31 protein-coding genes and 1 tRNA gene are annotated in these 26,419 nt (G+C 71.6%); 15 read left to right on the top strand and 17 right to left on the bottom strand.

Annotated features, from left to right (window positions below; genetic code table 11):
* Nucleotides 1-227: 227 nt before the first annotated feature.
* Both K6U06_RS01815 and K6U06_RS01810 read left to right on the top strand, forming a co-directional pair.
* Nucleotides 228-368: a hypothetical protein gene (locus K6U06_RS01815; protein WP_262320173.1), complete on the top strand. Its 141-nt coding sequence runs from the start codon at nt 228-230 to the stop codon at nt 366-368.
* Nucleotides 369-592: 224 nt separating this feature from the next.
* On the top strand, nt 593-853 hold the full coding sequence (locus K6U06_RS01810) for a hypothetical protein (RefSeq protein WP_262320172.1): 261 nt from the start codon (nt 593-595) through the stop codon (nt 851-853).
* A gap of 178 nt (nt 854-1,031) precedes the next feature.
* On the opposite strand, the gene K6U06_RS01805 is transcribed toward K6U06_RS01810, so the two are convergent.
* The 10 genes from K6U06_RS01805 to K6U06_RS01760 all read right to left on the bottom strand — a co-directional run bounded on the left by K6U06_RS01805 (nt 1,032) and on the right by K6U06_RS01760 (nt 10,637).
* Complete coding sequence (locus tag K6U06_RS01805; RefSeq protein WP_262320171.1) at nt 1,032-2,429, bottom strand: NADP-dependent succinic semialdehyde dehydrogenase; 1,398 nt, start codon at nt 2,427-2,429, stop codon at nt 1,032-1,034.
* A 117-nt stretch (nt 2,430-2,546) separates the two neighbouring features.
* The gene (locus K6U06_RS01800) at nt 2,547-2,732 is read right to left on the bottom strand and encodes a hypothetical protein (protein WP_262320170.1); all 186 of its coding nucleotides are present in this window, start codon (nt 2,730-2,732) and stop codon (nt 2,547-2,549) included.
* A gap of 108 nt (nt 2,733-2,840) precedes the next feature.
* Nucleotides 2,841-4,064: an alpha/beta hydrolase family esterase gene (locus K6U06_RS01795; protein ID WP_262320169.1), complete on the bottom strand. Its 1,224-nt coding sequence runs from the start codon at nt 4,062-4,064 to the stop codon at nt 2,841-2,843.
* Nucleotides 4,065-4,254: 190 nt separating this feature from the next.
* Nucleotides 4,255-4,827 (bottom strand): histidine phosphatase family protein, encoded by a 573-nt coding sequence (locus tag K6U06_RS01790; RefSeq protein WP_262320489.1) that lies wholly within the window; start codon nt 4,825-4,827, stop codon nt 4,255-4,257.
* Nucleotides 4,828-4,832: 5 nt separating this feature from the next.
* Nucleotides 4,833-5,234 (bottom strand): VOC family protein, encoded by a 402-nt coding sequence (locus tag K6U06_RS01785; RefSeq protein WP_262320168.1) that lies wholly within the window; start codon nt 5,232-5,234, stop codon nt 4,833-4,835.
* The gene (locus K6U06_RS01780) at nt 5,227-6,030 is read right to left on the bottom strand and encodes a phosphosulfolactate synthase (RefSeq protein ID WP_262320167.1); all 804 of its coding nucleotides are present in this window, start codon (nt 6,028-6,030) and stop codon (nt 5,227-5,229) included. The genes K6U06_RS01785 and K6U06_RS01780 overlap by 8 nt, the downstream gene beginning before the upstream one ends.
* 122 nt (nt 6,031-6,152) lie before the next feature.
* On the bottom strand, nt 6,153-7,751 hold the full coding sequence (locus K6U06_RS01775; protein ID WP_262320166.1) for an AMP-binding protein: 1,599 nt from the start codon (nt 7,749-7,751) through the stop codon (nt 6,153-6,155).
* A gap of 78 nt (nt 7,752-7,829) precedes the next feature.
* A complete protein-coding gene (locus K6U06_RS01770) occupies nt 7,830-9,020 on the bottom strand; it encodes an acyltransferase (RefSeq protein WP_262320165.1) in 1,191 nt (396 codons plus the stop codon).
* Nucleotides 9,021-9,118: 98 nt separating this feature from the next.
* On the bottom strand, nt 9,119-10,012 hold the full coding sequence (locus K6U06_RS01765) for a rhomboid family intramembrane serine protease (protein ID WP_262320164.1): 894 nt from the start codon (nt 10,010-10,012) through the stop codon (nt 9,119-9,121).
* A 25-nt stretch (nt 10,013-10,037) separates the two neighbouring features.
* Nucleotides 10,038-10,637 carry a histidine phosphatase family protein gene (locus K6U06_RS01760; protein ID WP_262320163.1) on the bottom strand — a complete coding sequence of 200 codons (600 nt, stop codon included), beginning with the start codon at nt 10,635-10,637 and terminating at the stop codon, nt 10,038-10,040.
* A gap of 98 nt (nt 10,638-10,735) precedes the next feature.
* Between K6U06_RS01760 and K6U06_RS01755 the strand changes: the two genes are divergently transcribed.
* A complete protein-coding gene (locus K6U06_RS01755; RefSeq protein ID WP_262320162.1) occupies nt 10,736-11,143 on the top strand; it encodes an ATP-binding protein in 408 nt (135 codons plus the stop codon).
* A 39-nt stretch (nt 11,144-11,182) separates the two neighbouring features.
* Here K6U06_RS01755 and K6U06_RS01750 read toward each other — a convergent pair whose 3' ends face one another.
* Genes K6U06_RS01750 through K6U06_RS01740 form a run of 3 tightly spaced genes read right to left on the bottom strand, consistent with a single transcriptional unit; the run spans nt 11,183 to nt 13,570 of the window.
* Nucleotides 11,183-12,106, bottom strand: a complete 924-nt coding sequence (locus K6U06_RS01750) for an ABC transporter substrate-binding protein (protein ID WP_262320161.1) — start codon at nt 12,104-12,106, stop codon at nt 11,183-11,185.
* 60 nt (nt 12,107-12,166) lie between these two features.
* Entirely contained in the window at nt 12,167-12,907 is a 741-nt protein-coding gene (locus tag K6U06_RS01745) for an ABC transporter permease (protein ID WP_262320160.1), read from the bottom strand.
* A complete protein-coding gene (locus K6U06_RS01740) occupies nt 12,908-13,570 on the bottom strand; it encodes an ABC transporter permease (protein WP_262320159.1) in 663 nt (220 codons plus the stop codon).
* Nucleotides 13,571-13,631: 61 nt separating this feature from the next.
* Between K6U06_RS01740 and K6U06_RS01735 the strand changes: the two genes are divergently transcribed.
* From K6U06_RS01735 to K6U06_RS01725, 3 genes are all read left to right on the top strand, one after another.
* The gene (locus K6U06_RS01735; RefSeq protein ID WP_262320158.1) at nt 13,632-14,777 is read left to right on the top strand and encodes an ABC transporter ATP-binding protein; all 1,146 of its coding nucleotides are present in this window, start codon (nt 13,632-13,634) and stop codon (nt 14,775-14,777) included.
* Between the two features lie 79 nt (nt 14,778-14,856).
* Nucleotides 14,857-15,546, top strand: a complete 690-nt coding sequence (locus K6U06_RS01730) for a DedA family protein (RefSeq protein WP_262320157.1) — start codon at nt 14,857-14,859, stop codon at nt 15,544-15,546.
* Between the two features lie 20 nt (nt 15,547-15,566).
* Nucleotides 15,567-16,076, top strand: a complete 510-nt coding sequence (locus K6U06_RS01725) for a mycothiol transferase (RefSeq protein WP_262320156.1) — start codon at nt 15,567-15,569, stop codon at nt 16,074-16,076.
* A gap of 10 nt (nt 16,077-16,086) precedes the next feature.
* Here the strand turns inward: K6U06_RS01725 and K6U06_RS01720 are convergent, their stop codons facing one another.
* Nucleotides 16,087-16,935 carry an ABC transporter permease gene (locus tag K6U06_RS01720; RefSeq protein WP_262320155.1) on the bottom strand — a complete coding sequence of 283 codons (849 nt, stop codon included), beginning with the start codon at nt 16,933-16,935 and terminating at the stop codon, nt 16,087-16,089.
* Nucleotides 16,932-17,855, bottom strand: coding sequence for an ABC transporter ATP-binding protein (locus tag K6U06_RS01715; RefSeq protein WP_262320154.1), 924 nt, complete (start codon nt 17,853-17,855; stop codon nt 16,932-16,934). The genes K6U06_RS01720 and K6U06_RS01715 overlap by 4 nt, the downstream gene beginning before the upstream one ends.
* Before the next feature lie 104 nt (nt 17,856-17,959).
* Here K6U06_RS01715 and K6U06_RS01710 point away from each other — a divergent pair, with 104 nt between their 5' ends.
* Entirely contained in the window at nt 17,960-18,979 is a 1,020-nt protein-coding gene (locus K6U06_RS01710) for an ABC transporter ATP-binding protein (protein WP_262320153.1), read from the top strand.
* A complete protein-coding gene (locus K6U06_RS01705) occupies nt 18,976-19,755 on the top strand; it encodes an ABC transporter permease (protein ID WP_262320152.1) in 780 nt (259 codons plus the stop codon). Before K6U06_RS01710 ends, K6U06_RS01705 begins: the two co-directional genes overlap by 4 nt.
* Before the next feature lie 10 nt (nt 19,756-19,765).
* Here the strand turns inward: K6U06_RS01705 and K6U06_RS01700 are convergent, their stop codons facing one another.
* On the bottom strand, nt 19,766-20,686 hold the full coding sequence (locus K6U06_RS01700) for a heme o synthase (protein WP_262320151.1): 921 nt from the start codon (nt 20,684-20,686) through the stop codon (nt 19,766-19,768).
* A 142-nt stretch (nt 20,687-20,828) separates the two neighbouring features.
* Between K6U06_RS01700 and K6U06_RS01695 the strand changes: the two genes are divergently transcribed.
* From K6U06_RS01695 to K6U06_RS01665, 7 genes are all read left to right on the top strand, one after another.
* On the top strand, nt 20,829-21,914 hold the full coding sequence (locus K6U06_RS01695) for a COX15/CtaA family protein (protein ID WP_262320150.1): 1,086 nt from the start codon (nt 20,829-20,831) through the stop codon (nt 21,912-21,914).
* Between the two features lie 3 nt (nt 21,915-21,917).
* Complete coding sequence (gene clpS, locus K6U06_RS01690) at nt 21,918-22,208, top strand: ATP-dependent Clp protease adapter ClpS (RefSeq protein WP_262320149.1); 291 nt, start codon at nt 21,918-21,920, stop codon at nt 22,206-22,208.
* Between the two features lie 2 nt (nt 22,209-22,210).
* On the top strand, nt 22,211-22,678 hold the full coding sequence (locus K6U06_RS01685) for a DUF2017 domain-containing protein (protein ID WP_262320148.1): 468 nt from the start codon (nt 22,211-22,213) through the stop codon (nt 22,676-22,678).
* 4 nt (nt 22,679-22,682) lie between these two features.
* Complete coding sequence (locus K6U06_RS01680; RefSeq protein ID WP_262320147.1) at nt 22,683-23,096, top strand: PPOX class F420-dependent oxidoreductase; 414 nt, start codon at nt 22,683-22,685, stop codon at nt 23,094-23,096.
* The gene (locus K6U06_RS01675; protein ID WP_262320146.1) at nt 23,093-24,004 is read left to right on the top strand and encodes an alpha/beta fold hydrolase; all 912 of its coding nucleotides are present in this window, start codon (nt 23,093-23,095) and stop codon (nt 24,002-24,004) included. Before K6U06_RS01680 ends, K6U06_RS01675 begins: the two co-directional genes overlap by 4 nt.
* Nucleotides 24,001-25,269 carry a hypothetical protein gene (locus tag K6U06_RS01670; protein WP_262320145.1) on the top strand — a complete coding sequence of 423 codons (1,269 nt, stop codon included), beginning with the start codon at nt 24,001-24,003 and terminating at the stop codon, nt 25,267-25,269. The genes K6U06_RS01675 and K6U06_RS01670 overlap by 4 nt, the downstream gene beginning before the upstream one ends.
* 83 nt (nt 25,270-25,352) lie before the next feature.
* A tRNA-Glu gene (locus tag K6U06_RS01665) sits at nt 25,353-25,425 on the top strand.
* Nucleotides 25,426-25,441: 16 nt separating this feature from the next.
* Here K6U06_RS01665 and K6U06_RS01660 read toward each other — a convergent pair.
* A complete protein-coding gene (locus K6U06_RS01660) occupies nt 25,442-26,311 on the bottom strand; it encodes a site-specific integrase (protein ID WP_262320144.1) in 870 nt (289 codons plus the stop codon).
* Nucleotides 26,312-26,419: the final 108 nt, after the last annotated feature.

The following is a 26,419-nucleotide window of genomic DNA, read 5'->3' as shown; positions in this document are numbered from 1 at the left end:
GGCGGGACCGTGGTGGGGCGGGACGTTGGCGGGAGGTTCACGGCACCCGTCTACCCCGCCTCGGCTGGGTTCGGGTGTCTGGTGTGCAGATCAGCGCCGGGCGGGGGCCTGTTTGGGCGTCGGGCGAGAGGGAACGATGACACCGTGATGCTCCCAACGCTTCTTCGTCGGCGCGCCGCCGGCGCCATCGTGCAGGGTCGCCGCTTCCCCGCTGGGACGCTCGGCTGATGGGCGAGGCGCGCCCCGCTGGGAGCGGCCCCGACCGTCCGGAGGAGCCCGGGACCGGCGATGACAGCCCTCCCGACGAGCAGCCGGACCGGGAGAGCGAGCAGTCGTTCCCGGCCAGCGACCCGCCGGCCAACTACTGAGCCCAGCCGACGGCTGCGTGGGCGCGATTTGGGCGCCCCGAAGCGGGCGAAACCTTTGCCAGCGCCGCCGGCGGCTCGGCGGTCCGACAGCCGTCGGCGCGCCCCGGGCCTGGCGGCCGGGCCCCGCGCCGGGCCCGCCGATAGGCCAGCCCGGAAAGGGCCGAACGACCCTGCGGACACGCTGCCACCGCCCGTAGGGTCTGCGGCGGAAAGCGAGAAATGCCATGAACGACCGCAAGCATCTCGACAGTGCGCAGCGCCACACGCTGGAGCACATCTCCCGGCATCCTCTGGCCACCAACGTCAAGTGGCCTCAGGTCCTGGCGCTCCTCGAGGCCCTCGGCGAGGTCACCGCCGAGAGCAAGGACCGCTACCGCGTGACGATCGACGGCCGCACCGAGGTGTTCCAACCGCCCCATCACGGCGACCTTCCGCCCGAGCTGATGGTCCGGCTCCGTGACTTCGTGAAGACCCGCTCCTCGTGAAGACCAGCTCCTCTTGAAGACCCCGCAGCTCGTGAAGACCCGCAGCTCGTGAAGACCCGCAGCTCGTGAAGACCCGCAGCTCGTGAAGGCCGGCGGCTCGTGAAGGCCCCCGCCGCTCAAGACCGGACCTCTCGAGGACCGGCCCTCGAGACCGCGCCGGGCCCCGCCCCGAAGGCCGCTACTCCGAGGTCGAGGCCGACCCCTTCCCGACCCACACGGTCTTGGCGTTGCAGAACTCCTTGATCCCGTGGAAGGACAGCTCCCGTCCGTAGCCGGAGGACTTGATCCCGCCGAAGGGCAGCTCCGGGTAGGAGGTCGTGTTGCCGTTGAAAAACAGCATGCCGGCCTCGATGTCGGCGAGGAAACGCTCCCGCTCCGACTCGTCGTCGGTCCACACGTTGGCGCCCAGACCGAACTCGGTGGCGTTGGCCAGCTCGACCGCCTCGTCGATGTCGCGCACCCGATACAGGGTGGCGACCGGGCCGAACACCTCTTCCAGGTGGACCCTCATGGCCGGGGTGACGTCGGCCAGGACCGTCGGCGGGTAGTACCAGCCCTGACCGCCGAGGGGCTTGCCGCCGCAGAGCACGCTGGCCCCCTTGCCGGCGGCGTCGTCGACCAGCTCCGAGACGTCGTGCAGCTGCTGCTCGGACGCCAGCGGCCCGACGTCGGTGCCGTCCTCCATCGGGTCGCCAACCACCTGGGCAGACATGGCCTCGACGAAGCGGCGCTGGAACTCGTCGTAGACGTCCTCGTGGACGATGAACCGCTTGGCGTTGATGCAGGACTGGCCGTTGTTGAGCAGCCGTGCGGTCGTGGCCACCTCGGCGGCCCGCTCCAGATCGGCGGACGGCATGACGATGAAGGGGTCGCTGCCGCCGAGCTCGAGCACGGTCTTTTTGATCTGGCTGCCGGCGGTGGCTGCCACCGAGCTGCCGGCGGGGCCCGAACCGGTCAGTGTGGCGGCCACGACGCGGCGGTCTTTGAGGACCGCCTCCACCTTCTTGGACCCGATGAGCAGCGTCTGGAACGCTCCCGACGGGAAACCGGCCCGCTCGAACAGGTGCTGCATGTAAAGCGCGGTCTGGGGGACGTTGGAGGCGTGCTTGAGCAGCCCCACGTTGCCGGCCATGAGCGCCGGCGCCGCGAAGCGCATGGCCTGCCACAGAGGGAAGTTCCAGGGCATGACCGCCAGCACGGGGCCCATCGGCTGGTAGGTGACCCACGCCCGCAGCGCGCCGGTCGCCTCCGCGTCGGCAGGCTCGTCTTTCAAGTAGCCCTCGGCGTGCTCGGCGTAGTACCGGCAGGCCTTCGCGCACTTCTGCACTTCTTGGCGGGCCGCGGCGAGGGTCTTGCCCATCTCGGTGGTCATCATCGCCGCCACGTGGTCGACCTCGTCGTCGAGGATGGCGGCCGCGGCGCGCATCCACGCGGCCCGCTCGGCGAAGGTAGTGCGGCGGTAAGTGGCGAAGGTCGTCGCCGCGGCGGCTAGACGGCGGTCGATTTCCTCTTCGGTCAGCTCGTCGTAGGACTTGACGGTCTCGCCGGTGGCCGGGTTGATGGTTGCGATCGGCATCTGTGACTCCTCTGCGTCGTTGTGGGGGTTGTCCGCGGCCCGGCGAGCGCTGACGGTCGGCCGGCGGACGCTGACGGTCGGCCGCTTCCTGCGCCGGTCAGCCGCGTCGTGCGCCGGTCAGCGCCGGTCGTCGTCCTCGTCGAGGGGGACCTCGTCGTGCTGTTCGACGACGTCGGCCTCCGACGCCTCTACCGGAACCGAGGGCACCGCCAAGACGGTGCCCTCCGCCGTGACGTCCTCGGCGGGTGCGCTGTCCTGGTGCTGCTCGAGTGCGTCGGCTTCGGGGACGTATGCATCGGCCATACCGGTTGCTCTACCCGCTGCGCTCCCCGGCCCCACGGCCCGCGGCCGGTTTCCAACGCCCGGCCCGGCGCCGAGAACCGCCCCCGAGCCGAGACCCGCCCGGCCGGGTCAGTCCGGAGGGGCGACTATGACCACGTTGCGCTGCAGCCAGGCCCAGACCAGCTCGCCGGCGGAGGGCGTCCCGGCTCGGACCTCGGTGGCGGTCGCGCCCTGCGGCCAGCTGTGGCTTCCGCCCGGGTACAGGGCGTACGCGACCCGGCCGCTGCCTCGGCACTGCGACCAGGTGTCGACGGTGGCCACGCCGGTCACCGACTGGCTGCCGGCGGTGGAGCAGCCGTCGAGGTGCCGCCACTGCTGGACGGTGGCTTGGACGCTCGGCTCCACGTAGCCCTGCATCACCTTCGGGCGGGCGCTGGCGAGGATCGACAGCAGCGGGTCGTGCGATGACGCCACCACCATGACCGGCAGCGGCAACGTGGCCGCGCAGTGGTCGACGGGCACCGCCTCGACCGCGGCGATGCCCGCCAGCAGCCCCGGGTCCTGGCAGGCCACCCGGTAGGCCATGCGGCCGCCGTTGGAGAACCCGAGCATGAACACCCGGTTGGCGGCGGCGTCGGGCTGGGTGGCGAGCACCTGGTGGATGGTCTGGGTCAAGAACGCGACATCGTTGATGTCTTGGCGGTGGGCCACCCCGCAGCACCCGCCGGCGTCCCAGCTCCGGCCGTACCCGGCCGGGAACACCAGGATCGCCGGGCCGGTGACCTGCGGCGTGCGGGTGATCCCCTCGATGGCGGCGGGCGTCTCGTTGCGGCCGTGGAGCACCACCACCACCGGCAGCTTGGCTGCGCTGGTCGCCCCTGGGCGTACCACCAGGTAGCTGCGGGTGATGCCACCAACGCTGAAGCGGTGCACGCTCGTCGCCCAACCCTGGGGCAGGTCGGCCAACGGCCCCATCTGGCCTGGTTCGGTGCCCGCCGCCGCGGCCAGCGGCGTACCGTCGGGCGGTCCGATGTCATGGTCGATGCCGCCCCGCGGGGTGGTCACCAGGCGGTGCGGGTCGGCCGGCGAGGACGCCCCGGGCCGCCCCGGCGGCGCCGGGACCAGAACGGGTGTGCTCGGGCGGGAGCGGCCCGGCAGGCCGGCGCCGGTCAGCGGTCGCGAGGGCGCCTGCCGGTCGGTGTCGGCCTGCGACAGGGCCAGCCCGACGGTCGAGGCGCGCCGGGGGGCGGCGAAGGTGAACACGTCGAGCGCCCCGACGACCAGGCCGGCCGCCACTACGAGGGCGGCTACAGCGATGGCGAGCCGCCGGCGTGAGATCGACCTGATAGGCACCTGATCCTCCGGGCAGACGGTGCGGCGTGGGCAGGGCCAAGGGTATGGAACCGCAGGGCGTAGCTGGGCGCGCCCGCCGCCGGTCTTTCCCCGACCCGCCACCGCAGCGCTGGGTGCGGCGAGGCGAGCACCCGGGGCGCGCGCTGGCGGCGGGCGGTGACGGGACCACCCGGTGGAACGCTACGGCGATTCAGCCGACCGGCGCGGCGATCTCCAGCGCCAACCAAGCCCCGTTGCCCAAATGCGGCGCACCGGCCGAGAGGTCCGGGGAGGCGAGCAGCCCGGCGGCGCACATGGCGTCGAGGGCCGCTTGGATGACGATGCCGTGAGCGACGACCACTCCGGTGTCGCCGGGGTGGAGCGGCGCGGCCAGGGCGAGGAGCGAAGCGACGAAGCGGGCCGCGGCCTCCGCCCTGGTCTCGCCGCCGCCCCGGCGGACGTCCTCGCCGGCGCTCCAGCGCCGGTATTCGTCGGGGTAGCGGGCTTCGACTTCGGTTCGGGTCAGCCCTTCCCAGGCGCCCAGGTCGACCTCCCTCAGCCCCGCGTCGACCCGCAGATCGACCCCGCACGCGGCCGCGACCACCTCCCCGGTCCTCGCCGCCCGCTGCAGGTCGCTGGATGCCACCCACCGCGGGCGCAGCGGCGCCAGCTCGGCGCCGAGGACCGCGGCCTGCGCCTCGCCGACCTCGTCGAGGGGCGGGTCTCCCATCCCCTGGAACCGCCCGGCGGCGTTCCACGCGGTCCGGCCGTGCCGGGCGACGATGAGGGTCAGTACATCATCCTGGGGTCGCGGTAGTGCTTGAACTCGATGAGGTTGTTGGACGGGTCGCGCAAAACGAAGGTCAGGTGCTCCTCCACCCGGTCCTTGAACCGGGGTTGGCAGGCGGCGAAGAACGGCAGGTCGCGGGTCTCGGCCAGGAACAGGACGTCGTCGAACTCCTCCCGGCGGCGGAAGGTGACCCCGAAGTGCCGGGGGTACAAGTCGAGCGGCTCGCGGTCCCACCCCTCGTTCAGGTGGCAGACGACCTGGTCGCCGAAGAAGTCGAGGGTGATGCGATCCTCGTAGCGACGGGCCAGGTGGCAGCCCAGACCCTCGACGTAGAACGACTGCGTCTCGTCGAGGTCCCGGGCGGGGATGGCCAGGTGGAACGCGTTGGCGCGCTCACGCATAGCGAGGCCGCGCCTTCCACTCGTCGTCGGCGTCCTCGAAGTGCATGAGCGTGTCAGAACGCAGCCCGAGGCGGAGAGTCTCGAGCCCGATGACCTGGTCGGGGGCGATGTTGCCGAGGTTGACGTTGGCCCCGACACGGGTGATGAAGTGGGTCTGGAGGGCTTTGTTGGGCGCCTCGAACAGCAGCCGGTCGACGTCGACCCCGCTGACGAGGATGTCCTCGATCAGCCCCCATCGCAGCTCCCCGTCGGGGCGGCAGATGCCGCTGCGGCCGCTCTCGCGGGCCTCGGTGATCACCAGCGACGCGCCGGCCTCCAGGTCCTCGCCGATGCAGTCGACCCACTGCGACGGTGACAGCCGCTGCGAGCGGTCCGAGTCTTTGAAACCGACCTCGCTCAGCACCAAGAACTCGTCGGTGCACTTGCGGATGTAGGCCGCTTTGGCGGTGTTGGACAAGTCGATGGTGCCGTTGGAGACCTCGACGGCGGTGGCGCCCGCGGCGCGCACGAACTCCAGGTAGGCGTGGAAGCGGTCCTGGGCGACGAACTTCTCGAACAGGGTGCCCCCGAAGTAGAACGGGACCTCCAGCTCCCGGAGGCAGGCGATCTTGCCGTCGATGTCGTCGGTGACCAAAGCGGTGCCCCAGCCGAACTTGACCATGTCGATGCAGGGGGCAGCGCTGCGGATGGCGTCGGTGAAGTAGCTGGTCGGAAGGCCGCCGTCGATGACCATCGTGAGCCCGGCGCTACGCGGCTTGGCGGTGCGCTGCGGGAGGGTGAGGTCGGTGGGGGTCACTGGGGTCCTTTCGATTCGGGTCGGGGGAAAGTGGCGTGGTGGCTGGCGACAGCCGCGGCGAGCAGCACCGGTGGACGCTCGGTGCCGGCCCGCCGCCCGGTGGGGTCGGGGAGCACCGCGAGTCAGGTGGCCGCGGTCGAGGCGACGTTTCCGTTCGGGGCGTCGTCACCGGCGAGCGCAGCGCGTAGTTCGGCGTGGCGGATCTTGCCGGTAGGGCCGGCCGGGAGGCTGTCGGCGACGATGATCTCCGCCGGGCGCTTGAACCGGCTGAGGCCGGCTTGGCAGCGCTGCGACAGCCTCTCGGCCAGCCCGTCGACGTCCGCGTCGGGGGCGGGGAGCACGAACGCGATCGGCTCTTCGCCGACGACTGGGTGGGGGCGACCGACGACCGCCGCGGAGGCGACCGCGGCGTCGGCCAGCAAGACCCCTTCGACTTCGAGGGGGAAGACCTTCTCGCCGCCCCGGTTGATTACGTCGTCTAGCCGTCCGACCAGGTAGACGTACCCGTCGGCGTCCATCCAGCCGAGGTCGCCGGTGGCCAGCCACCCATCGGGGCCGGTGGCCGGCCGGGACCCGCCGGCGTCGTCGGCTGGGCTCCAGTAGCGGGCCACGACTCGCGTCCCTCGGATTTGGACCTGGCCGACGTCGCCGGCGGGCACCGGCTGGCGGTCGCGGTCGACGACGCGCAGGGCGACGTCTACGGGGAGCCCTACCGAGCCGGGGCGGCGAGCGGCGGGGTCCCTCGGGTTGGCGGTGATCTGGCTGGCCGCCTCGGTCATCCCGTAGGTCTCGAGAACGCTGATCCCGGTGCGCTGCTCGAAGTCCGCTCGCACCGGCGTCGGAAGGGGGGCCGACGCCGAGCGAGCGAAACCGACACGCCCCGCCACCTCGGCGGGGGGAGCCTGGCGCTGGGCCAGGATGGAGATGATGGCAGGCACCAGGTTGAGCCAGGTCACGCCGTAGTCGGCGACGACCTTCCAGAACCGGCCGGCGGAGAACCTGCGGTCCACGACCAGCCGGCCGCCGGTGACCAGGGTGGCGAGCACCCCGACCACGAGGCCGTTGATGTGGAACAGGGGCAGCGGGGAGTAGCCGGTGGCCCGGTCGTCGAGCTGGTGCGCCGACGCCACGCCCGCCGCGGTGTCGAGCAGCTGCGACGCGCTGAGCGGGATGATCTTCGGCGTGCCGGTGGTGCCGGAGCTGGCCATGATCATCGCGACGTCGAGCCCATCGAGCCCGTCGGGAGGCGGCGACGCCGGGCCGGGACGTTGCGCCTGTGCGGGACGTTGCGCCTGTACGGGACGTTGCGCCGGGACGGCCTGCGGGCCGCGGTCGCCCAGCAGCCAGTGCTCCACGCCTTCGAGGCCGGCGCCGAGCCCGGAGCCGGCGTCGTCGGTCACGATGACGCTGAGCCCGAGACGGGCGGCTTGCCCGGCCAGCTCCGCGGGGGACGCCCCGGGGTCCAGCGGCGCGATCACCACTCCGGCGGCCAGCGCGGCGAGGAAACCTTTGACCATCTCGAGGGACGTCCCGGCGAGGAGCCCGGCACGGGCGTGGGGACCGGCGCTGGCGCCGAGCGCGTCCCACCCGGCCACCCCGTCGGCCACCGAACCCCAGGTCAGCGACTTGCCGGTGGCTCCCTCGACGTACGCGGTCCGCTCCGAGGAGTCCCTGGCCCGTCGCTCCACCAGGGCCCGGACGGGGTTGCCCACGTAGTGCATGGGTCATGTGTACCCCTCAGATATGAGAAGGCCATCACCGGAACATGAAAGCTCCCTGAAACGGTGGTTGCGGCGCCCTCAGCCGGCGGTGACGCCGACGGGGGTCCCGGCTCGGGTCGCGGCGACGGCTGCCGGGCCCGGCGACCGCCTCCACGGGCGGCCGGTGAGGGGAAGCGCCAGCGGTGTCCGCCTGGCCGCCCACGACAGCCCCGAGGCGCCGGCGACGGTGCCGACGAAGGCCAGAATGGTGGCCAGCGCCGGGTTGAGGTCGTGGCGGGTCCAGGCCAGCCCGTTGTTGAGCAGGAGGGTGAGGATCAGGGGGTGGGCCAGGTACACCCCGAACGAGATGTCCGAGCCGGTCTCCACCTGGGCCTGCCCTCGCCTCGGCCCGTCCGCCCACCGGGTGGCGACCAGCCCGACAAGGATCACCGCCGCCGCGCAGCTGAGGACCATGATCGGCTGGATCGGGGAGCCGGCGACCCGGGGGATGTACGAGCTCAGCTGCAGCGCGTAGGCGCCCAGCGCGGCGCCGATCAGGCCGGCCGCGGCGGCCACCGCCCGGCCCGGCCGCCGGCGCAGCGCCGACTGCAGGCGGGGCAGGTACAAAGCGCCGTAGCAGCCGGCCAGCACGTAGATCGCGTAGGTGGGCAGGATCTCGTAGGCGTGGTTCCACAGCCACGACGCCGACCCGTGCGGCACCGGGTGGTATTCGAGCAATCCGATCCACGCGACGTTCAAGGCGCCGACGCCGAGCAGCACCCACCCGGCTTTGTGCGCGGTGGCCCGCACGAACCGGACGAGCAGCGGGAACACCAGGTACAGCTGCATGGAGACCAGCAGGAAGTACAGGTGGTAGAAGGCGTTGCCGTCCACCACGTCCATCCCCAGGTCGCGCCACGAGAACGCCGGGTACGGAGCGATGATCAGGTCGACGCCGTAGTACAGGAGCGACCAGGTCAGGTACGGGACGACGACGTAGGTCATCCGCTTGCGCCAGAACGGCAGGGTGGCCACCGGTTTTCCGATGGTCGAGTAGACCAGCACGAACCCGGTGATCGAGAAGAACACGTCGCGCCCGAACTGCAGGAGCAGCATCAGCCCGTTGACCCCCTCGTTGCCGGGGTCTTGGGTGTAGGCCAAGGTGTGGACCGCGATGACCGCCGAGAAGGTGAGCAGGCGCACGACGTCGACCGCCCAGACGTGGCCGGAGGGACGGCGGGTTAGCAGCGGTGCGGCTCCCCGCGACGGAGCGTCAGACAACTTCGCCATGCGAACGGATCGTTCCCGACCCTACCGGGCCCGAACCATCCATCTCCTGAAGAGATGGTGAGAATTGGCGGCGTGCCGTCGGGGTTGCAGGCCGGGGCCTAGAGGTTGACGTGGCCGGCGGGCAGCTGGGCGATCCCTGCGAGGACCACCGCGGTGACCACCACCGTCGCCACCTCCCCCAACCGCACCGCCTGGCGGCGAAGCTCCGCGGCCCGGGAGAAGCCGTAGGCCACCACCATGCTGGTGGCCAGGCCGCCGATGTGGGCCCGCCAGTCGATGCCCGGCTCGGCGAAGCCGATCACCAGGTTGATGGCGATCAGAGCCAGCACGGTCCTGGTCTCGTTGCCGCTGCGCCGAGCCAGTACCAGGTAGGCGCCCATCACACCGAAGATCGCGCCTGACGCGCCGACCGACTGGGTCAGGAGCGGCCCGAGCAGGTACGACGCGATCGATCCGCCCAGCGCGGCCAGGAGGTACAGCGCGAGGAACCGGACCCGCCCGAGAGCGGTCTCCACCGCCGGCCCGATGATCGCCAGGGTGACCATGTTGAAGAAGATGTGCCCGACGTTGAGGTGCAAGAACGCCGCGGTGACCAGCCGGTACCACTGGCCGTTGGCGATGGCCAGGGGCAGCATGTCGAAGCGGGCGTCGACGGAAGCCTGGTCGTGGGCGGTGCCGAGGTAGACCAGCACGTTTACCGCGATGATGGCCATCACGACCGGGGTCAGGCGGGACGTGCCGAGTGCCGGGGTCCGCCTGCGGGTACCGGCGGCGGCCGCCCGGCGGGGCCGCCACCGAGGCGCCGGGGCGGGGGGCGGCTCCCCGCTCGCGCAGCGCTCGCAGCTCCACGACGCCGGCGCGGAGCGTCCTGCGGGGGCGGTCCCGGCCTCGCGCATGCACTCCGGGCAGATCGGCCGGTGGCAGCGACCGCACCGGCCGCCGGCGATGCGGTCCGGGTGCTGGTAGCAGAAGCTGTCGACGCCGAGGCTCATCGCCCGGGCGCCGTGGAGGGTGCGGTCACCGCCCTATCGTCGCACCCGCCACCACGTTCCACCGGTGCAGGACCCGGTAGTCGTGCTCCCAGCCCAGCTCGCAGACCGCTCCGGTGTCCAGCGCCAACCGCTGGCCGGCGGTGACCGCCGAGCCCATCCAGCGCGCTCCGAGGACCCGGGACATGTGCCCGTGACCGACCAGCGCCACCCGGGCGTCAGCCGGCAGCGCCAGGATCCGCTCGATGACCCGGTCGGCGCGGGCCGTCACGTCCGAGGCGGACTCCCCGCCCCGCCACGGGCCGGCCCAGATGCTCCACCCCGGCACCCGATCGCGGATCTCTGCGCTGGCCAGGCCCTCGAAGTCGCCGTAGTCCCACTCCCGCAGGTCGTCGACCACCTCGAAGTCCTCGAGGCCGGCGAGGGTCGCGGTGCGCTGCGCCCGCTGCATCGGGCTGACCAGCACGGCGCTGAACGCATCGGAGTCGATCAACGTCGCGATCTCCTTGGCCTGACGTTCGCCAGCCGCGGTCAGGGGGATGTCGCTGCGTCCGGTGTGCTGCCCGCTTTTGCTCCATTCGGTCTCGCCGTGGCGGATCAAGGTGACGATCGGTCCGGGCGCGCTCATGGTCCCATCCTTCCCGCTCCCGGGCGCCACCCGGCACGCCGAGGCTCATCTTGTTACCGCACCGTTTCGGGGCCGTCCCCACCGGGGAAGGTCCGAACATGGAGACCGTGCCGCCACCGCAGCGTCCCGGTGACCTGGGTGAGGTCACGCCGGTGGTGTTGCCGGTGGCGCCGGCCAGCGCCCGCCTGGCCCGCCAGCACATCCAGTCGGTGACCGGCAGGCCTGAGGACGGACGCATCGCGCTGATCGTCACCGAACTGGTCAACAACGCGGTGCTCCACGCCAGGAGCCGACCCCGCCTTCGCGCCGCGGTCGTCGACGGCGTCCTCACCGTCGAGGTGTTCGACGACGGCCCGGGCCTGCCGGTCCTCAGGCCCCTCGACGATTCCCCGACCGTCTCGGGCCGGGGCCTGGCGCTGGTCGACGCCCTGGCCACGTCGTGGGGGGTGACCCCGGACCCCTCCGGGACCGGCAAGACCGTCTGGGCGACCATCGCCCTCGACTGACCGAGGAACTCCCCGCCGGCGGGGCCCCGACGCCGCCGGCTAGAGGTTGTGGGCCTTGACGAAGTCGCTGGCCACCGCGGTGGCGTCGTCATGGTTGGTGCCGACATCGGTGTTGAACTGGACCAAGTCGGCGGTGGTCAGCGCGGCCGACACCTTGTTGACGACGTTGAGGGCCTCGGGGGTGGCCACCGCCTTGCGCAGCACCGGCACGACGTTGCCGGCCCCTTGGAAGTCCTTGGGGTCGGCCAGCACCACGAAGTGGTCGGAGGCGATGTCGGCGTCGGAGGAGAAGATCCGCGCCGCTTGGACGTCGCCGTTCTTCAGCGCCGAGCGGGTGATCGGGCCGTCATCGTCGAGGGCCTTGAAGCCCTTGAAGTCCAGCCCGTAGAACTGCTTCAGCCCGGCGTAGCAGGTGATCCGGGCCTGGCACTCGGCCGGTCCGCCGAACGTCCAGCCCGACGCCACCTTGCTCAGGTCGGAGATCGACTTCAGTCCGTACTTGGTGGCGTTGGCCTGGGTGACCGCCACCGCGTCGGCGTCCGCGGCCCGCGAGTAGGCGCCGAGCGTCAATCCCTTGGCGGCGACGAGCGGCTGCAACGTCGAGTACGTCTGGTCGACGGTGAGCACCCCGACCTTCGGGTTGAGGTACACGAGGTAGTTACCGAGGTACTCGGGGACCATGCTGATCTGGCCGCTGTCGAGCGCCGGCTCCACCACCTCGCGCTGGCCGAGGCTGGGCTTCACGTTGACGCTGAAACCGTCAGCTTTGAGCGCGTCGGCGTACACGTAGGCCAGCACTTCGCTCTCCGAGAAGGAGAATGCGCCAATGGTGATCGCCGGCTTGGCCGCGCCCCCCGCGGCGGTGGTCGCGGTGGCATTCCCCGAGGAGCTCGACCCGCACGCCGCCAGCGTGGTCATCCCGGCCAGTGCCGCTCCGATCATCCCGATCCGGTGGAGTCGCATGTGTTCCTCTTCCCTTGGTGTCGCCCGTCGAGCGGACACGGTGGCCGCCCACGCTAGTTATTACCGAGCAGTTGGATCAACAATTGGGTTGTCGGCGGCCCGCAGCCGGAGACCGCCCCGCCGGCGCCCCGCCGCCCCGGCCCGCAGGCCGGCGGGGGTGATCGCCGCCTGCACCGCCCCGAGGCCGTACTCGGTGATCAACGCCAGCGCGACCACCAGCAGCGCCCCGGCGAAAAGCTCGGTGTGGTCGTTGGCGCTGACCCCTTCGTTGATCAGCGTGCCCAAGCAGTTGTAAGCGACGAACCCGGCCAGCGTGGCGGTGGCCACCGCCTGCACCGCGGCGGTGCGGACGCCGGCGAAGATCAGCGGGATCGACGCGGGGATCTCCACCCGGGTCAGGATCTGCATGCCGGTCATCCCTATCCCACGCGCCGCGTCCTTGTCCTCCGGGGCCACGCCCCGGATGGCGGTGTAGCAGTTGGTCAAGATGGGGGGTACCGACAGCAAGGTGAGCGCGACCAGTGCCGGGGTGCGGCCGATCCCCAACCACTGGGCGGCGAGGATCAGCACCGCGATGGCCGGGAGGGCCCTCCCGACGTTGGTGACGTTGATCGCCGCGAACCCGCCCCGCCCGGTGTGACCGAGCCACAACCCGATGGGCAGGGCGACGACCGCGGCGATCAGGAGCGAGTACACGACGATCTCGACGTGACCGAGGAGCAGGGACGGCACCCCGTTGGACCCCGACCAGTGCGACCCGTTCCCGAACCAGTCGACCACGTTGCCGAGGAAGTGGAACACCTACGCCCCCCGCCGGACCCAGGGGGTGACGGCCCGCTGCACGCCGACGAGCAGCCCGTCGAGCACCGCGGCCAGCACCACCGACAGGAGGCAGCCGAGCACCACCTGGGTCTTGAAGTCGTTCTGCTGTCCTTGCTGGATCAAGAACCCGAGCCCGCCACCGGCGCCGATCAGGCTGGCGATGGTCACCAAGCCGATGGTCGTGACCACCGCGATGCGGATGCCGGCGATGATCGTCGGCAACGCCAGCGGCAGCTCGACGAGCAGCAGCCGGCGGCCCGCGCCGTAACCGAGGCCCTCCGCCGCGTCCCGGACATCGGCGGGGACGTCGCGCAGGCCGGTGACGATGTTTCGGGTGAGGATCAAAAGCGTGTAGCTGACCAACCCGATCTCCGCGGTGGTGCTGGTGAGCCCGGTGATCGGAATCAAGAACGCGAACAGGGCCAGCGAAGGGATGGCGAAGAGCACCCCTTCGATCCCGTATATCGGTGTCTCCCACCGCCGCCACCGCCACACCACCAGGGCCAACGGCAAGGAGATGACCAGCCCGACGGCCACCGCGATCAGCGTCAGGTCGAGGTGCTGGGCGACGTCGTGCCACAGCTCGCCGGGGTGGCTCCGCACCCAGCTCCACTGGATCCACGGCTGCGAATCCGCCAACACCGGCATCACTCTACGAGTGGCCGTAGGCAATCGCCCACCAGTTGGGTACGGTTCGAGGGCGATGATCCGCCTCGAGGCTGTCACCAAGCGCTATGACGACGGGACGGTCGCGGTGGACAACCTGGATCTCGACGTCGCCGCCGGCGAACTGTGCTGCCTGGTAGGACCGTCGGGGTCCGGCAAGACGACGACCATGCGGATGATCAACCGACTGATCGAACCGACCAGCGGTCGGATATTCCTCGACGGTGAAGACGTCACGCACTCCGATCCCGTCCAGCTACGCCGGCGGATGGGCTACGTGATCCAGCAGGTCGGCCTCTTTCCCCACCTCACCATCGCCGACAACGTGGGCACCGTCCCCCGCCTGCTCGGCTGGGACAGATCGAGGATCAAGGCCCGCACCTCGGAGCTGCTGGAGCTGGTCGGCTTGGACCCCGACCGCTTCGCCAAGCGATACCCGAGCGAGCTGTCCGGCGGCCAGCGCCAGCGCGCCGGGGTGGCCCGGGCGCTGGCCGCCGACCCGCCGGTGCTGTTGATGGACGAGCCGTTCGGCGCGATCGACCCGATCACCCGGGACCGGCTCCAAGGCGAGTTCCACCGGTTGCAGCAGGAGCTGGGCAAGACGGTGGTGTTCGTCACCCACGACATCGAAGAGGCGGTCCGCCTCGGGACCCGCATCGCGGTGCTGGCCGACGGCGGCCGCCTCGAGCAGTACGACACCCCGGCCCAGATCCTCGGGTCGCCGGCGACGCCGTTCGTGGCCGAGTTCGTCGGCGCCGACCGGGGACTCAAGCGGCTGACGGTCACCTCCATCGACACCGCCGACCTCGACCGGCCGCCGCTGGTCGGACCCGACGACACGATGGCCGCGGCCCGCCTCCTGCTGGCCGACGCCCGCCTGCCGTGGGCGGTGGTCATCGACGGCAACGGCGCGCTGCGAGGGTGGATCGGCGAGAAGGACCTCTACGGCGACGGGCTGGTCGGCGACCGCACCCACCGCATGGAGGCGTGGGTGCCGGCCGACGCCACCCTCAAGCAGGCGTTCGCCGAGATGCTCCAGCACGACGCGGGCTGGGTGGCGGTGCTCGACCAGGACGGGACCTACGTCGGGGTGCTCACCCCCGACCTCCTCCACGCCGCGCTGCGCCGGTCCGTGGACCGCTCCGACGGGGTGGAGCTGGCGGAGTCGCCTCTGCGGGTCTGAGCCGCCGACCGGCGGCGGCCGCCCCGGCCGCGGGGCCGTTTCAGCTCGCATTCAGGCGAGGAGCGGCCACAATGGCCGGGTGAGCAGCATCGCGGACTCGATCCTCCACCTGCACGGGTTCACGGCGCTGGCTCTGGTCTTCTTGTTGCCCTTCGCCGAGAGCGCAGTGTTCGTCGGGTTCGTCTTCCCCGGCGAGACCGCCGCCATCCTCGCCGGCGTCTTGGCCTACGAGGGCCGCATCAGCCTGGCCGGCGGGGTCGTCGCGGTGATCCTCGGCGCCATCATCGGCGACACCGTCGGCTACGAGGTCGGCCGCCACTTCGGCACCAAGCTGATCCACGGCCCCCTCGCCCGTTGGATCAAAGCCGACCACCTGCGCCGGACCGAGGATCTGCTGACCAGGCGGGGCGGGTGGGCGGTGTTCCTCGGGCGGTTCACCGCGGCGCTCCGGGTTCTCATCCCCGGCATCGCCGGGGTGGGACGGATGCCGTACCGCCGGTTCGCGTTCTTCAACATGACCGGCGGGGCGATCTGGGGGACGGGTTTCGTGCTCCTCGGCTACGCGGCCGGCGCCAGCTGGCACACCGTGGCCAGCACCGCCAGCACCGTCGGGCTCATCGCGGTGGCCGTGGTGGTGGTCGCCGCAGTCGCGGTGTTCGTGGTCCGCCGCCGGCGGCGGGGTCCCGAGACCGGGGACCGCCGGACCATTGCGGAGGTGGACGCGGCGGGCGAGGACGTGCAGACCGTCGACCTGGGTGGGCCGACGTGAGGCGCGGGTAGGCCTCCCCCATGCGCACCTCCGACTTCCTCGTCAACACCTTCGCCACCATCCGCGACCTGGTGGACGCGACCGTCGAGGGGCTCGACTCCGGGACCCTCGGATACCGCCCCGACCCTGACGCCAACTCGATCGGGTGGCTGGTCTGGCACCTCACCCGGGTCCAAGACGACCATGTGGCCGGCGTGGCCGGCACCCAGCAGTGCTACACCTCCGCCGGCTTCGCCGAGCGCTTCGCTCTCCCCTTCGACGTCGGCGACATCGGCTACGGCCACAGCTCCGAGGAGGTCGGCGAGGTCCGCGTCGAGGGCCCCGACCTGCTCGTCGAGTACCACCACACCGTCGCCGGGGCCACCCTGGCCTACGTCGCCACGCTCGGCGACGACGACTTGGATCGGATCGTCGACCGTTCCTACGACCCGCCGGTCACCGCCGGGGTCCGGCTCCAAAGCGTCGCGTCGGACTGCCTCCAACACATCGGGCAGGCCGCGTACGTGCGGGGACTGGCCGAGCGGCGCTAGACCCCGGCGTTCAAGCGTCGCGTCGCTGCAGCACCACCGCGGCGACGACCATGACGATCACCGCGAACACGCACATGTCCGCGAAGCCGGCCCATGGGCCCAGCACGTGATCGGTGGGGACGACGCTGGTGACCTGACGGCCGGCTTCGGTCGGCCAGTACTTGGTGACCGCCCGCTCCCACGAGGTCGGCAGGGCGTGCGCCACGCCCGGCAGGACGAACAGCACCGCTACCAGGAGGGAGATGGCGCCGGCGGTGGAGCGGACGATCGTCCCAAAGCCGATGCTGATGATGGACAGGACCGCCAGGTACAGCCCGGTGGCGATCACCGCCCGCAGCACGTCATGGTCGCCGAGGGTGACGTGGGGGGCCTGCCCTTCGAGCAGTACCTGCCCGACGAGGAAGGAGATGAAGGCCAGCACCTCCCCGAGCACCAACGCGACCGCGGTGTAGACCACCACCTTGGCGCCGAGGAGCCGGCCCCGCTTGGGCACCGCGGCCAGGCTGGTGCGGATCATGCCCGAGGAGTACTCGGAGGTGATGAACAAGATGGCCAGGATGGCGATGGCCAGCTGCCCGAGACCGAACCCTGCGAGGCTGATGCTGGTCGGGTCGAAGGTGGCCTTGTCGACCGGCGACGCCGATGCGTAGTGGTTCGCGGTCAGCGCCGACACCAGGGCGCTGATCCCGATCGACAGCACCGTCGCGATCAGGAGGGTGATCCAGGTGGAGCGGACGCTGCGCAGCTTCGTGGTCTCGGCGCGCACCGCGTCGAGGAACGTGGCCGGGCGGACCCGCCCGGTGCGCGACGCCGGGGCGTCACCGCCGGTGATCCCGAACGGGGGGGCGGGGGCGGTCATCGCGGCCTTCCGGTGGTGGTGGCGGCGTACTCGACGCTGTCGGCGGTCAGCTCCATGAACGCTTCCTCGAGGGACGCCTGGCGGGGGGTCAGCTCGTGGAGGACGACCCCGTTGGCAGCCGCGATCTGACCGATCGTGGCGCTGTCCATGTTGGCCACCTCCAATCCGGGACGGTCGGGGGTGGGGCGCACCGAGGCCCCGGCCGCCATCACCAGCTGCTTCAAGCGGTCCAGGTCGGGGCTGCGCACCAGCACGGAGCGGTGGCCGCTGCGCTCGATGAAGTCCGAGACGCTCCCCTCCGAGATCAGCTTCCCCCGGCCGATCACCACCAGGTAGTCGGCGGTGACGGCCATCTCGTTCATGAGGTGGCTGGAGACCAGCACGGTGCGGCCCTCCGCTGCGAGGGACTTCATCATGTTGCGGACCCAGAGGATGCCTTCGGGGTCCAGCCCGTTGACCGGCTCGTCGAAGAGCAAGACGCCGGGGTCGCCGAGCAGCGCACCAGCGATGCCGAGACGCTGGCCCATCCCGAGCGAGAACCCCTTGGTCCGCCGGCGGGCGACCGCGTCCAGGCCGACCATGGCCAGGACCTCCTTGACCCGCGACGCGGGGATCCCGTTGCTCTGGGCCAGCACCTTGAGATGGTTGGCGGCGCTGCGGCCGCCGTGCATGGCTTTGGCGTCGAGCAGCGCCCCGACCTCATAGAGCGGCGCCGGCAGGTCGTGGTAGGTGCGCCCGGCGATGGTCGCCGAGCCCGACGCGGGCGCGTCCAGCCCGAGGATCATCCGCATGGTCGTGGACTTGCCGGCGCCGTTGGGGCCGAGGAACCCGGTGACCCGGCCGGCCGGGACGCTGAAGGAGAGGTCGTCGACCGCCACCGTCGTCCCGTACCGTTTGGTGAGGTTGCGGACCTCGATCATCGGTGCTCCCTGGGTGCGTGTGCGCCCATACGCTACAAGCCGCGGCGGCGCCCGTCCGATGGTCGCTCCGGCGCCGGCGTCTCCCGGCGCTACCGTCGGATCCCGTGGCTGAGATCGAGGTCCAGGACCTGGTGGTGCGCTACGGCAGCACCGTCGCGGTCGACGGCGTGAGCCTCGAGGCCCATGCCGGCGCGGTCTTGGCTCTCCTCGGCCCGAACGGCGCCGGCAAGACCAGCACGGTGGAGACCGTGGAGGGGTACCGCAGCGTGTCGGCGGGAAGCGTCAGCGTCCTCGGGTTGGACCCGGTGCGCGACCACCGGGCCCTCTCGGCGCGCATCGGGGTGATGTTGCAGCGCGGCGGGATCTACCCGACCATGCCCGCCGGCGAAGCGGTCCGCCTCTTCGCCCGCTTCTACGCCGACCCGGAGGATCCCGCGGCCCTCCTCGCGCAGGTCGGGTTGGCCGGCGTCGCCGGCACGCCGTGGCGGCGGCTGTCGGGCGGGGAGCAGCAGCGGCTGTCATTGGCGTTGGCGCTGGTGGGGCGCCCCGAGGTGGTGTTCCTCGACGAGCCGACCGCCGGCGTCGACCCGGAGGGGCGTCTGGCCATCCGGGCGGTCATCGCCGGGCTGCGGGACCGGGGGGTGTGCGTGGTGCTGACCACCCACGAGCTCGACGAGGCCGAGCGTCTCGCCGACCGGATCGTCATCGTCGACCGGGGGCGGGTGGTCGCGGAGGGGTCCCCGGCCGAGCTGATGACCGGGCTCGGAGGCGACCACATCCGCTTCGGCGCCCCGCCTGGCATCGACGTGGTGGCGCTGGCCGCCGCGGTCGGGGCGCCGGCCCGAGAGGAGCGCCCAGGCGAGTACCTCCTCGACGTGGCGCCGACCCCCCGTGCCGTCGCCGCGGTGACCGCCTGGCTGGCGGAACGGGACCTACCCCTGGCCGACCTGCGGGCGGGACGGGAACGGCTGGAGGACGTGTTCCTCCGCCTCACCGCGACCGACCCCGGGGCTGCGGCCGACCCAATGGTTCCGGGAGACAGCCGGGTTCCGGGAGCTAGCCGGGTTGCGGGAGACAGCCGGGTTGCGGGAGACAGCCGGCGCGTGGGCAGGAGGCGGGCGTGAGCGCCGCGGGCCAGACCGCGGGCCGAACCCCGGCGCCGGCCGGCGGGCTGCGCCCCTTGCGGGCCCAGACGGCGGCCGAGGTCCGCATGACCCTCCGGCGGGGCGAGTCGGTGCTGCTAACCCTGGCCATCCCGGTCGGGCTGCTGGTGTTCTTCTCGCTGGTCGACGTGCTGCCCAAGCCGGCCGGTGTCCGCCACGCGGTCGATTTCCTGGCCCCGGGCATCCTGGCTCTGGCGGTGATGTCCACCGCGATGGTCGGCCTCGGGATCGCCACCGGCTTCGAGCGCCAGTACGGGGTGCTCAAACGGCTCCGCACGACACCCCTCGGCCGCCCGGCGCTGCTCGGAGCGAAGATCCTGGCCATCCTGGCCGTCGAGGTGGTCCAAGTCGCCATCTTGGTAGGCGTCGCGCTGGGCCTCGGGTGGAGCCCCGGCGGCTCGCCGGGACTGGCGGTGCCCGCCGCCGTCCTGGCCACGGTCGGGTTCGCTGGCCTCGGCCTGCTGATGGCCGGCGCACTGCGCGCCGAGGTCACCCTGGCCGCGGCCAACGGCCTCTACCTGGTGCTGCTGCTCCTCGGTGGCATGGTCTTCCCGCTCACGTCGCTGCCCTCCGGCATCCGGGGGGTGGCCAGGGCGCTGCCGTCGGGGGCCCTCTCCGACGCCCTCCACGGAGCGCTCAGCGCCGGCGGGTCGGTCCCCGGGCGGGCGTGGGTCGTGCTGGCCGTGTGGGCGGTGTTGGCTCCCGCCGCGGCGGCGGCCACCTTCCGCTGGGAGTAGCCGCCAGCGGCTAGTGGATGAGCTGGTCGACGGCCATCGCGGCGAAGAGGAACGTCAAGTAGCTGATCGACCAGTGAAACAGGCGCATGGCCCGGCCCTCGGTCTGCACCCGGTACAAGTCGACGGCGAAGGCGCAGAACACCACGCCGAGGACCGCGCTCGAAGCCCAATACAGCGGGCCCATGTCGGCCGCCCAGCCGAACCCGAACGACGCCGCCACGACCAGGACCGAGTAGACCACGATCTGGCGGGCGGTCTTCTCGAAGGTCGCGACCGCCGGCATCATCGGCACCGACACAGACCGGTAGTCGTCGCGGTAGCGGATCGCCAGGGCCCAAAAGTGCGGGGGTGTCCACACGAAGATCAGCGCGAACAGCAGCACCGGCGCCAACCCGACCTGGTCGCGCACCGCCGCCCAGCCGACCAGGACCGGTACGGCGCCGGCGGCACCGCCGATGACGATGTTCTGCACCGAGCTGCGCTTGAGCCACAGGGTGTAGACGAAGACGTAAAACAGCGTGGCGCTGACCGCCAGGACCGCCGAGAGCAGATTGACTGTCGCCCACAGCAGAGCGAAAGCCACCACCTCGAGGCTGATGGCGAACACCAACGCCTCGGTCGGCTGCACTGCACCGGTGACGAGCGGCCGGCGAGCGGTGCGGTGCATGACGGCGTCGATGTCACGGTCGACGTACATGTTGATGGCGTTGGCGCCGCCGGCCGCCAGGGTGCCCCCGGCGAGGGTGGCCAGCATGAGGGTGACCGACGGCATGCCCCGCGCCGCGACCACCATGGTCGGCAGGGTGGTCACGAGCAGCAGCTCGACGATGCGGGGCTTGGTGAGGGCCACGAAACCCATCGCCCGGGCCCGGAAGCTCAGACCCGGGGGTCGGGCGGCCACCGGGACTGCGGGCACGTCGGTGGTGGTCATCGGCGTCCCCAGCGGCCGAAACCGGACAGGGGGAGCAACGGGGCTGACATGGCTACGCAAGACTACGGCAGGCTACCGGGAGCCAACAAAGCGGGTCAGCCGGCTGGGTCCGCACCGGACGACCGCCCTAGCATGGACAGCGATGGCCACAACTGTCCCAACGCTCCCGAGCAGGACCGACGTGCTCCGTCAAGCCGGGCGGACGATCCGCCACCGCCAGCTGTCACCCACCGCCTTTCGATGGCTGAGCGGGCTGGCGGTGTGGTCGCTGGCGTTCATCATCGTCAGCGGCGGGCTGGTCCGCCTCACCGGGTCCGGTCTCGGATGCACCAACTGGCCGACGTGCACCGGCCACCAGGTGGTGGCCCCCTGGCACTGGCACGCCTGGGTGGAGTTCGGCAACCGGCTGGTCACCGGCCTGGTGTCGATCGCCACCGTGCTCGCAGTGCTCGGGGCCCTCGTGCGCGTCCGCCGTCGGCGGGACCTGACCCTCCTGTCACTCGGGCTGATCGCCGGGGTCCTGGCGGAGATCATCCTCGGGGGCGTGACCGTGGAGCACAAGCTGGCCCCGCAGTACGTCACCGCCCACTTCCTCCTCGCCGTGGTGTTCCTGGCCGACGCGGTGGTCCTCCACCACCGGGCCGGCTTGGCCGACGCGGACATCCCGGGCCGACCCGGCAAGGCCCGGGCCGCGGGTCCGGCGGTGGCGCTGGTCCCGGGTTGGGCCCGATGGCTCGGATGGGTCCTGGTGGCGTGGTCGGCGGTGGTCATCGTGCTCGGGACCGTGGTGACCTCTACCGGCCCCCACGCCGGGGCACCCGACGTGCCCCGCTACAAGTTCTCGTTGCACGACGTGGCCCAGCTGCACGGCACGTCGGTCGAGGTGTTCCTCGGATTGACCGTCCTGACGCTGTGGTCCCTCAGCCGCATCGGGGCGCCGTCGCGGGTGATGCGCCGGGCCGAGGTGCTGCTCGTGGTCCTCGTCGGGCAAGGAGCGGTCGGGTACGTGCAGTACTTCACCGGGGTCCCCGCTGCGCTGGTCGCCATCCACGAGCTGGGTGCCTCCGCGCTGATCGTCGCGGTGCTGGTGTTCGCTCTCGGCCTGAGCGCCCATCCCGAGCCGGCCTCGCCGGCCGGCCAGCCCGTCGCGGATCCCGCCACCGCGACGGCACTGGGCGCGGGCCGCCCCGACGGCGGCGAGCTGGCCCCGGTCGGCTCGGGGGGCTGAGCGGTGTCGCTCGCGCCGGTCGAGCTCGAGCGACCGGAGGTCGTTGACGCGCCAGCGTCGGACCGGCCGTGGAAGGTGATCGTCTGGAACGATCCGATCAACCTCATGTCCTACGTCACCTTCGTGCTGCAAAAGCTGTTCGGGTACAGCAAGGAGAAGGCCCACAAGCTGATGCTCGACGTGCACCTCAAAGGCAAGGCGGTGGTGTCCGACGGGCCTCGGGAGAAAGCCGAGCTCGACGTGTTCCGCCTGCACGAGCACGGCTTGTGGGCAACCATGGAACACGACGACTAGCGGTGGCGCCGCTGTTCCGCCGGCCGGTGCGCCGCACCCGCTCCGGTCGCTACGCCCTCAACCTGTCCGCCGACGAACGGGCGGTCCTCGAATCCCTGGCCCCCCAGCTGCGAGAGGCGCTGACCGATCCCGACGCGCCGGGACTGCGCCGACTGTTCCCGCCCGCCTACGGCGAGGAGGTCGACGCCGACAAGCAAGAGGAATACGCCCGCTTGATGCAGGAAGATTTGGTGGAAAGGCACGGCGCGGCGTTGAACGTTTTGGAGCAGACCGCACGGGCCGACGAGCTGAGCCCCGACGAGCTCGACGCGTGGGTCCGGGCCCTCAACCACCTTCGCCTGGTGATCGGCACCAGCCTCGACGTCACCGAGGCCGACGACCCGCACACCAACGACCCCGAGCACCAGCTCTACTACTTCCTGGGGTACCTGCAAGAGTGCGTTGTAGAGGCGCTGGCAGGGGATGATTGACGGCGTGGACCTCTCCGATGCGCTCGACTACCTCCAGTCCAACCACCACTCGGTGTTGATCGCCCGCAAGCCGAGCGGTGACCCGCAGCCGTCGCCGGTCGTCCACGGCGTCGACGGCGCCACCGGACGGATCATGATCTCGAGCAGGGAGCCGGCCTACAAGGTGCGCAACTTGCGCCGCGATCCCCGAGTCACGCTCTGCGCCTTCCCCGACACGTTCTTCGGGAGGTGGGTGACCGTCGAGGGCACCGCGGAGATCGTGTCACTCCCCGACGCCATGGACGGGCTGATAGCGCTGTACCGCCAGATCGCCGGCGAGCACCCCGACTGGGACGAGTACCGCTCCGCCATGGAACGCGAGCGGCGCGTCCTCATCGCTGTCACCCCCACCGCGGCCGGGCCGGACAAGGTCGGGTGACCCCTCCCCCTTCAGAGACCCGGGTCCCGGTGGCGCCGGGGGTGGAGCTGGCGGTTCGGGTCCACGGGCCGGGCGAGACCGGCCCGGCCGCGCCCCCTCCGGTCCTGGCGGTGCACGGGCTGGCCTCCAACGCCCGTCTGTGGAACGGCGTCGCCGAGCATCTGGCCGCGGCCGGCCACACTGTCGCGGCGGTCGACCAGCGCGGTCACGGCCGTTCCGACAAGCCCGACGGAGGCTACGACCACGCCACTTTGGCCTCCGACCTCGTCGCGGTCCTCGACCACCTCGGCTGGGACGACCCGGCCGGCCGCCCGGTCGTCGCCGGACAGAGCTGGGGCGCCAACGTCGCCGTCGAGCTGGCCGCCCTCCACCCGGGACGGGTCGGCGCGTTGGTTCTCGTCGACGGCGGAACCATCGAACTGTCGGAGCGCTTCGCCGATTGGCCCACATGCGAGGCCGCGCTGGCCCCGCCGCCGATCGCCGGAACCCCCTACGAGCAAGTCGAGCGGTGGATCCGCAACGCCCATCCCGACTGGCCGGTTACAGGTATCGACGGCACCCTGGCCAACCTGGAGAGGATGCCCGACGGAACCGCGCGCCCCTGGCTGAGCCGACCTCACCACATGGCAATCCTGCGCCAGCTGTGGGAACACCATCCGTCCCGCCGCTGGCAAGAATTGCACCTCCCGGTGCTGATCGTCGCCGCGCAAGACTCCTCGGGGCCGGGCGGGCGCTTCGACGCCGCCAAGAGGGAAGAGGTGGACCGGGCCCGGCGGGCCCTGGCCCGCTGCGAGGTCCGGTGGGTGGTCGGCGACCACGACCTGCACGCCCAGCACCCAGCGGAGATCGCCTCGCTGATCCACGACACCGCCACCGGGGTCTTGTTCCCCCCGCTGGAGGCGGCGTGAACAGGCTCCTGGTGATGATGGGGTCAGGAGAGACCGCTCCGACCATGGTGAAACCCCACCGGGCAGTGTTCGAGCAGCTCGGGGACGGTCCCGCGGTGCTCCTCGACACTCCCTACGGGTTCCAGGAGAACGCCGACGACATCTCCGAGAAGGCCGTCTCCTACTTCGCGGACAGCGTCGGGCGCCGCGTCGAAGTGGCGTCGCTGCGACGCGCCGACGGGGACGCCCTGGCCCGGGAGGAAGCGCTCAGCCGGATCGCCGCGGCGGTGTGGACCTTCGCCGGTCCGGGTAGCCCCACCTACGCCCTCCGCCAATGGAAGGGCACTGACCTGCCTGATCTCCTGGCCGACAAGCTGGCGCACGGCGGCGGCGTGGTGTTCGCCAGTGCCGCGGCGCTGACCCTCGGCCGCTTCACCGTCCCGGTCTACGAGATCTACAAGGCCGGAGAGACCCCGCAGTGGACGCAAGGCCTCGACCTCCTCCGCCAGCCCGTCGCGGTGATCCCCCACTACGACAACGCCGAGGGCGGCCACCACGACACCCGGTTTTGCTACCTCGGCGAGCGCAGGCTGCGGCTCCTTGAGGAGCGGATGCCCGAAGACGGGTGGGTCCTCGGCATCGACGAGCACACCGGGTTGGTCGTGGACCTCGACGCCGGTACCGCCACGGTGGTCGGCAACGGGACCGTGACGTTGCGGTCCCACGGCCGGTCGCAGGTGCTTCCCACCGGGTCCACCGAGGCGTGGGCATCGCTGCCCGCCATGGCCGCCGGGGCCGGCACCGCCCGCTCCCTCGGGTCTGCGCCGGCGGGCCGGGAGGACGAGCCTCACGGCTCGCCGGGCTCCGCGACGAGCCGTGAGCCCGGGGATCCGACGCCGCTCCACGCGGCGATCCGGACCTGCGACGCGACCTTCGACCGGTGCCTGGCGGAACGCGACGTCGACGGCGCGGTCCGCGCGGTGCTCGAACTGGAGGACACCCTCGCGGCGTGGGCGGGGGACACCACCCAGTCCGACGCCGGCGAGCGAGGCCGGGCGGCGCTGCGGCGCATGGTCGTCCGGCTCGGCGAGGTGGCCCGCACCGGGGCACAAGACCCGGCCACGGTGGTCGGCCCCTTCGTCACTGCGCTGCTCGCCCAACGCGACGGGGCACGCAGCGAGAAGCGCTGGGCGGCGGCGGACCGCATCCGCGACGACCTCATCGCCGCCGGCGTCGAGGTCCGGGACTCCCCCGCCGGGACCGAGTGGTCCCTCGGGGAGTCCTGAACCCCAGCCGGGGAGGCCCCGTGGGGCGCCTCCGGAGACGGTCGCTGCGGGCCGGCCGGGGTGGCGATAGCCTCTACCGTCCCGCCCCCATCGTCTAGCGGCCTAGGACACCGCCCTTTCAAGGCGGCAGCACGGGTTCGAATCCCGTTGGGGGTGCTCGTAAAAGTGCAGGTCAGTGGGTTGTCGGGCGTCCGCCGAGGTGCTCCGAGGGGTCGGCGTGACCTGAACGTGACCTAGGAATCGCGAGGGGTACCTGGTGCAGCCGGCTTCGGCACTCCGGGGACGTGTCATGACCAGGGCACCCCGGCTGTGCCTGGTATCCCGCAGCGGTACCCAACTCTGCGTCGGCCAGGTCAGGGCTTGCTCTCGGCTTGCTCTCGGCTTGCTCTCGGCTTGCTCTCGGCTTGCTCTCGGCTTGCTCCGAGATGCCCCGGCGGATGGGCACGACTCCGGCTCGGGATGCCATCTCGGAGAGGGCTTCGGCGATGACGCGGTCGCGCTCCTCGCTGGCATGCTGGTAGATCAGCGCCGCCTGCGGGCTGGCGTGCCCCATGCGGGCCATCAGCTCCTTGGTGCTGGCGCCGGTGGCCGCCGCGAGGGTGTTGCCCGTGTGGCGCAGGTCGTGGAAGCGGAGGTGCTCGACGCCGGCCGCCCTCCGAGCCGCTTCCCATGCCCGCTGGACCATGTACGGGTGCAGGAGGTCGCCGACCTTGGAGGTGAAGACCAGGGCCTCGGGGCCGGCCTTCACCCACGTTTCGAGGTGGCGTTCCACCTCGGGCAGCACGTGCGGCGGCATGACCACCCGGCGCCGCCCAGCTGCCGTCTTGGGCGGCCCGAGGACCACCTCGCCGCCACGCAGGTGCTGCACGGAGCGCTCCACGCGGACGATCCCGTGGAGCATGTCAATGTCTTTTCGCCGGAGCGCCAGTAGCTCGCCGCGCCGAAGCCCGCACCACGCCGCCATCAGGATGAGCGCCCGCCAGCGCGGCTCGACGACGTCAGCGAGCCCGTCGAGCTCACCGCCACCCCCGACCTGTAGCACCCATCCGCCCGTGCGATGCCCCACTCGACAGGTCCGCCCTGACGACCGCCTCCACTCCATACGTGCCGTTCGACGCTCGTGGGCCGACCTGAACCCCGCGGTTGTGGC

Origin of the sequence: Acidiferrimicrobium sp. IK (assembly GCF_025499425.1) — a bacterium.
Taxonomy (GTDB): domain Bacteria; phylum Actinomycetota; class Acidimicrobiia; order Acidimicrobiales; family Palsa-688; genus Acidiferrimicrobium.
The sequence above is the reverse complement of the archived record's forward strand: the minus strand, read 5'-3'. Positions and strand labels throughout refer to the sequence as shown.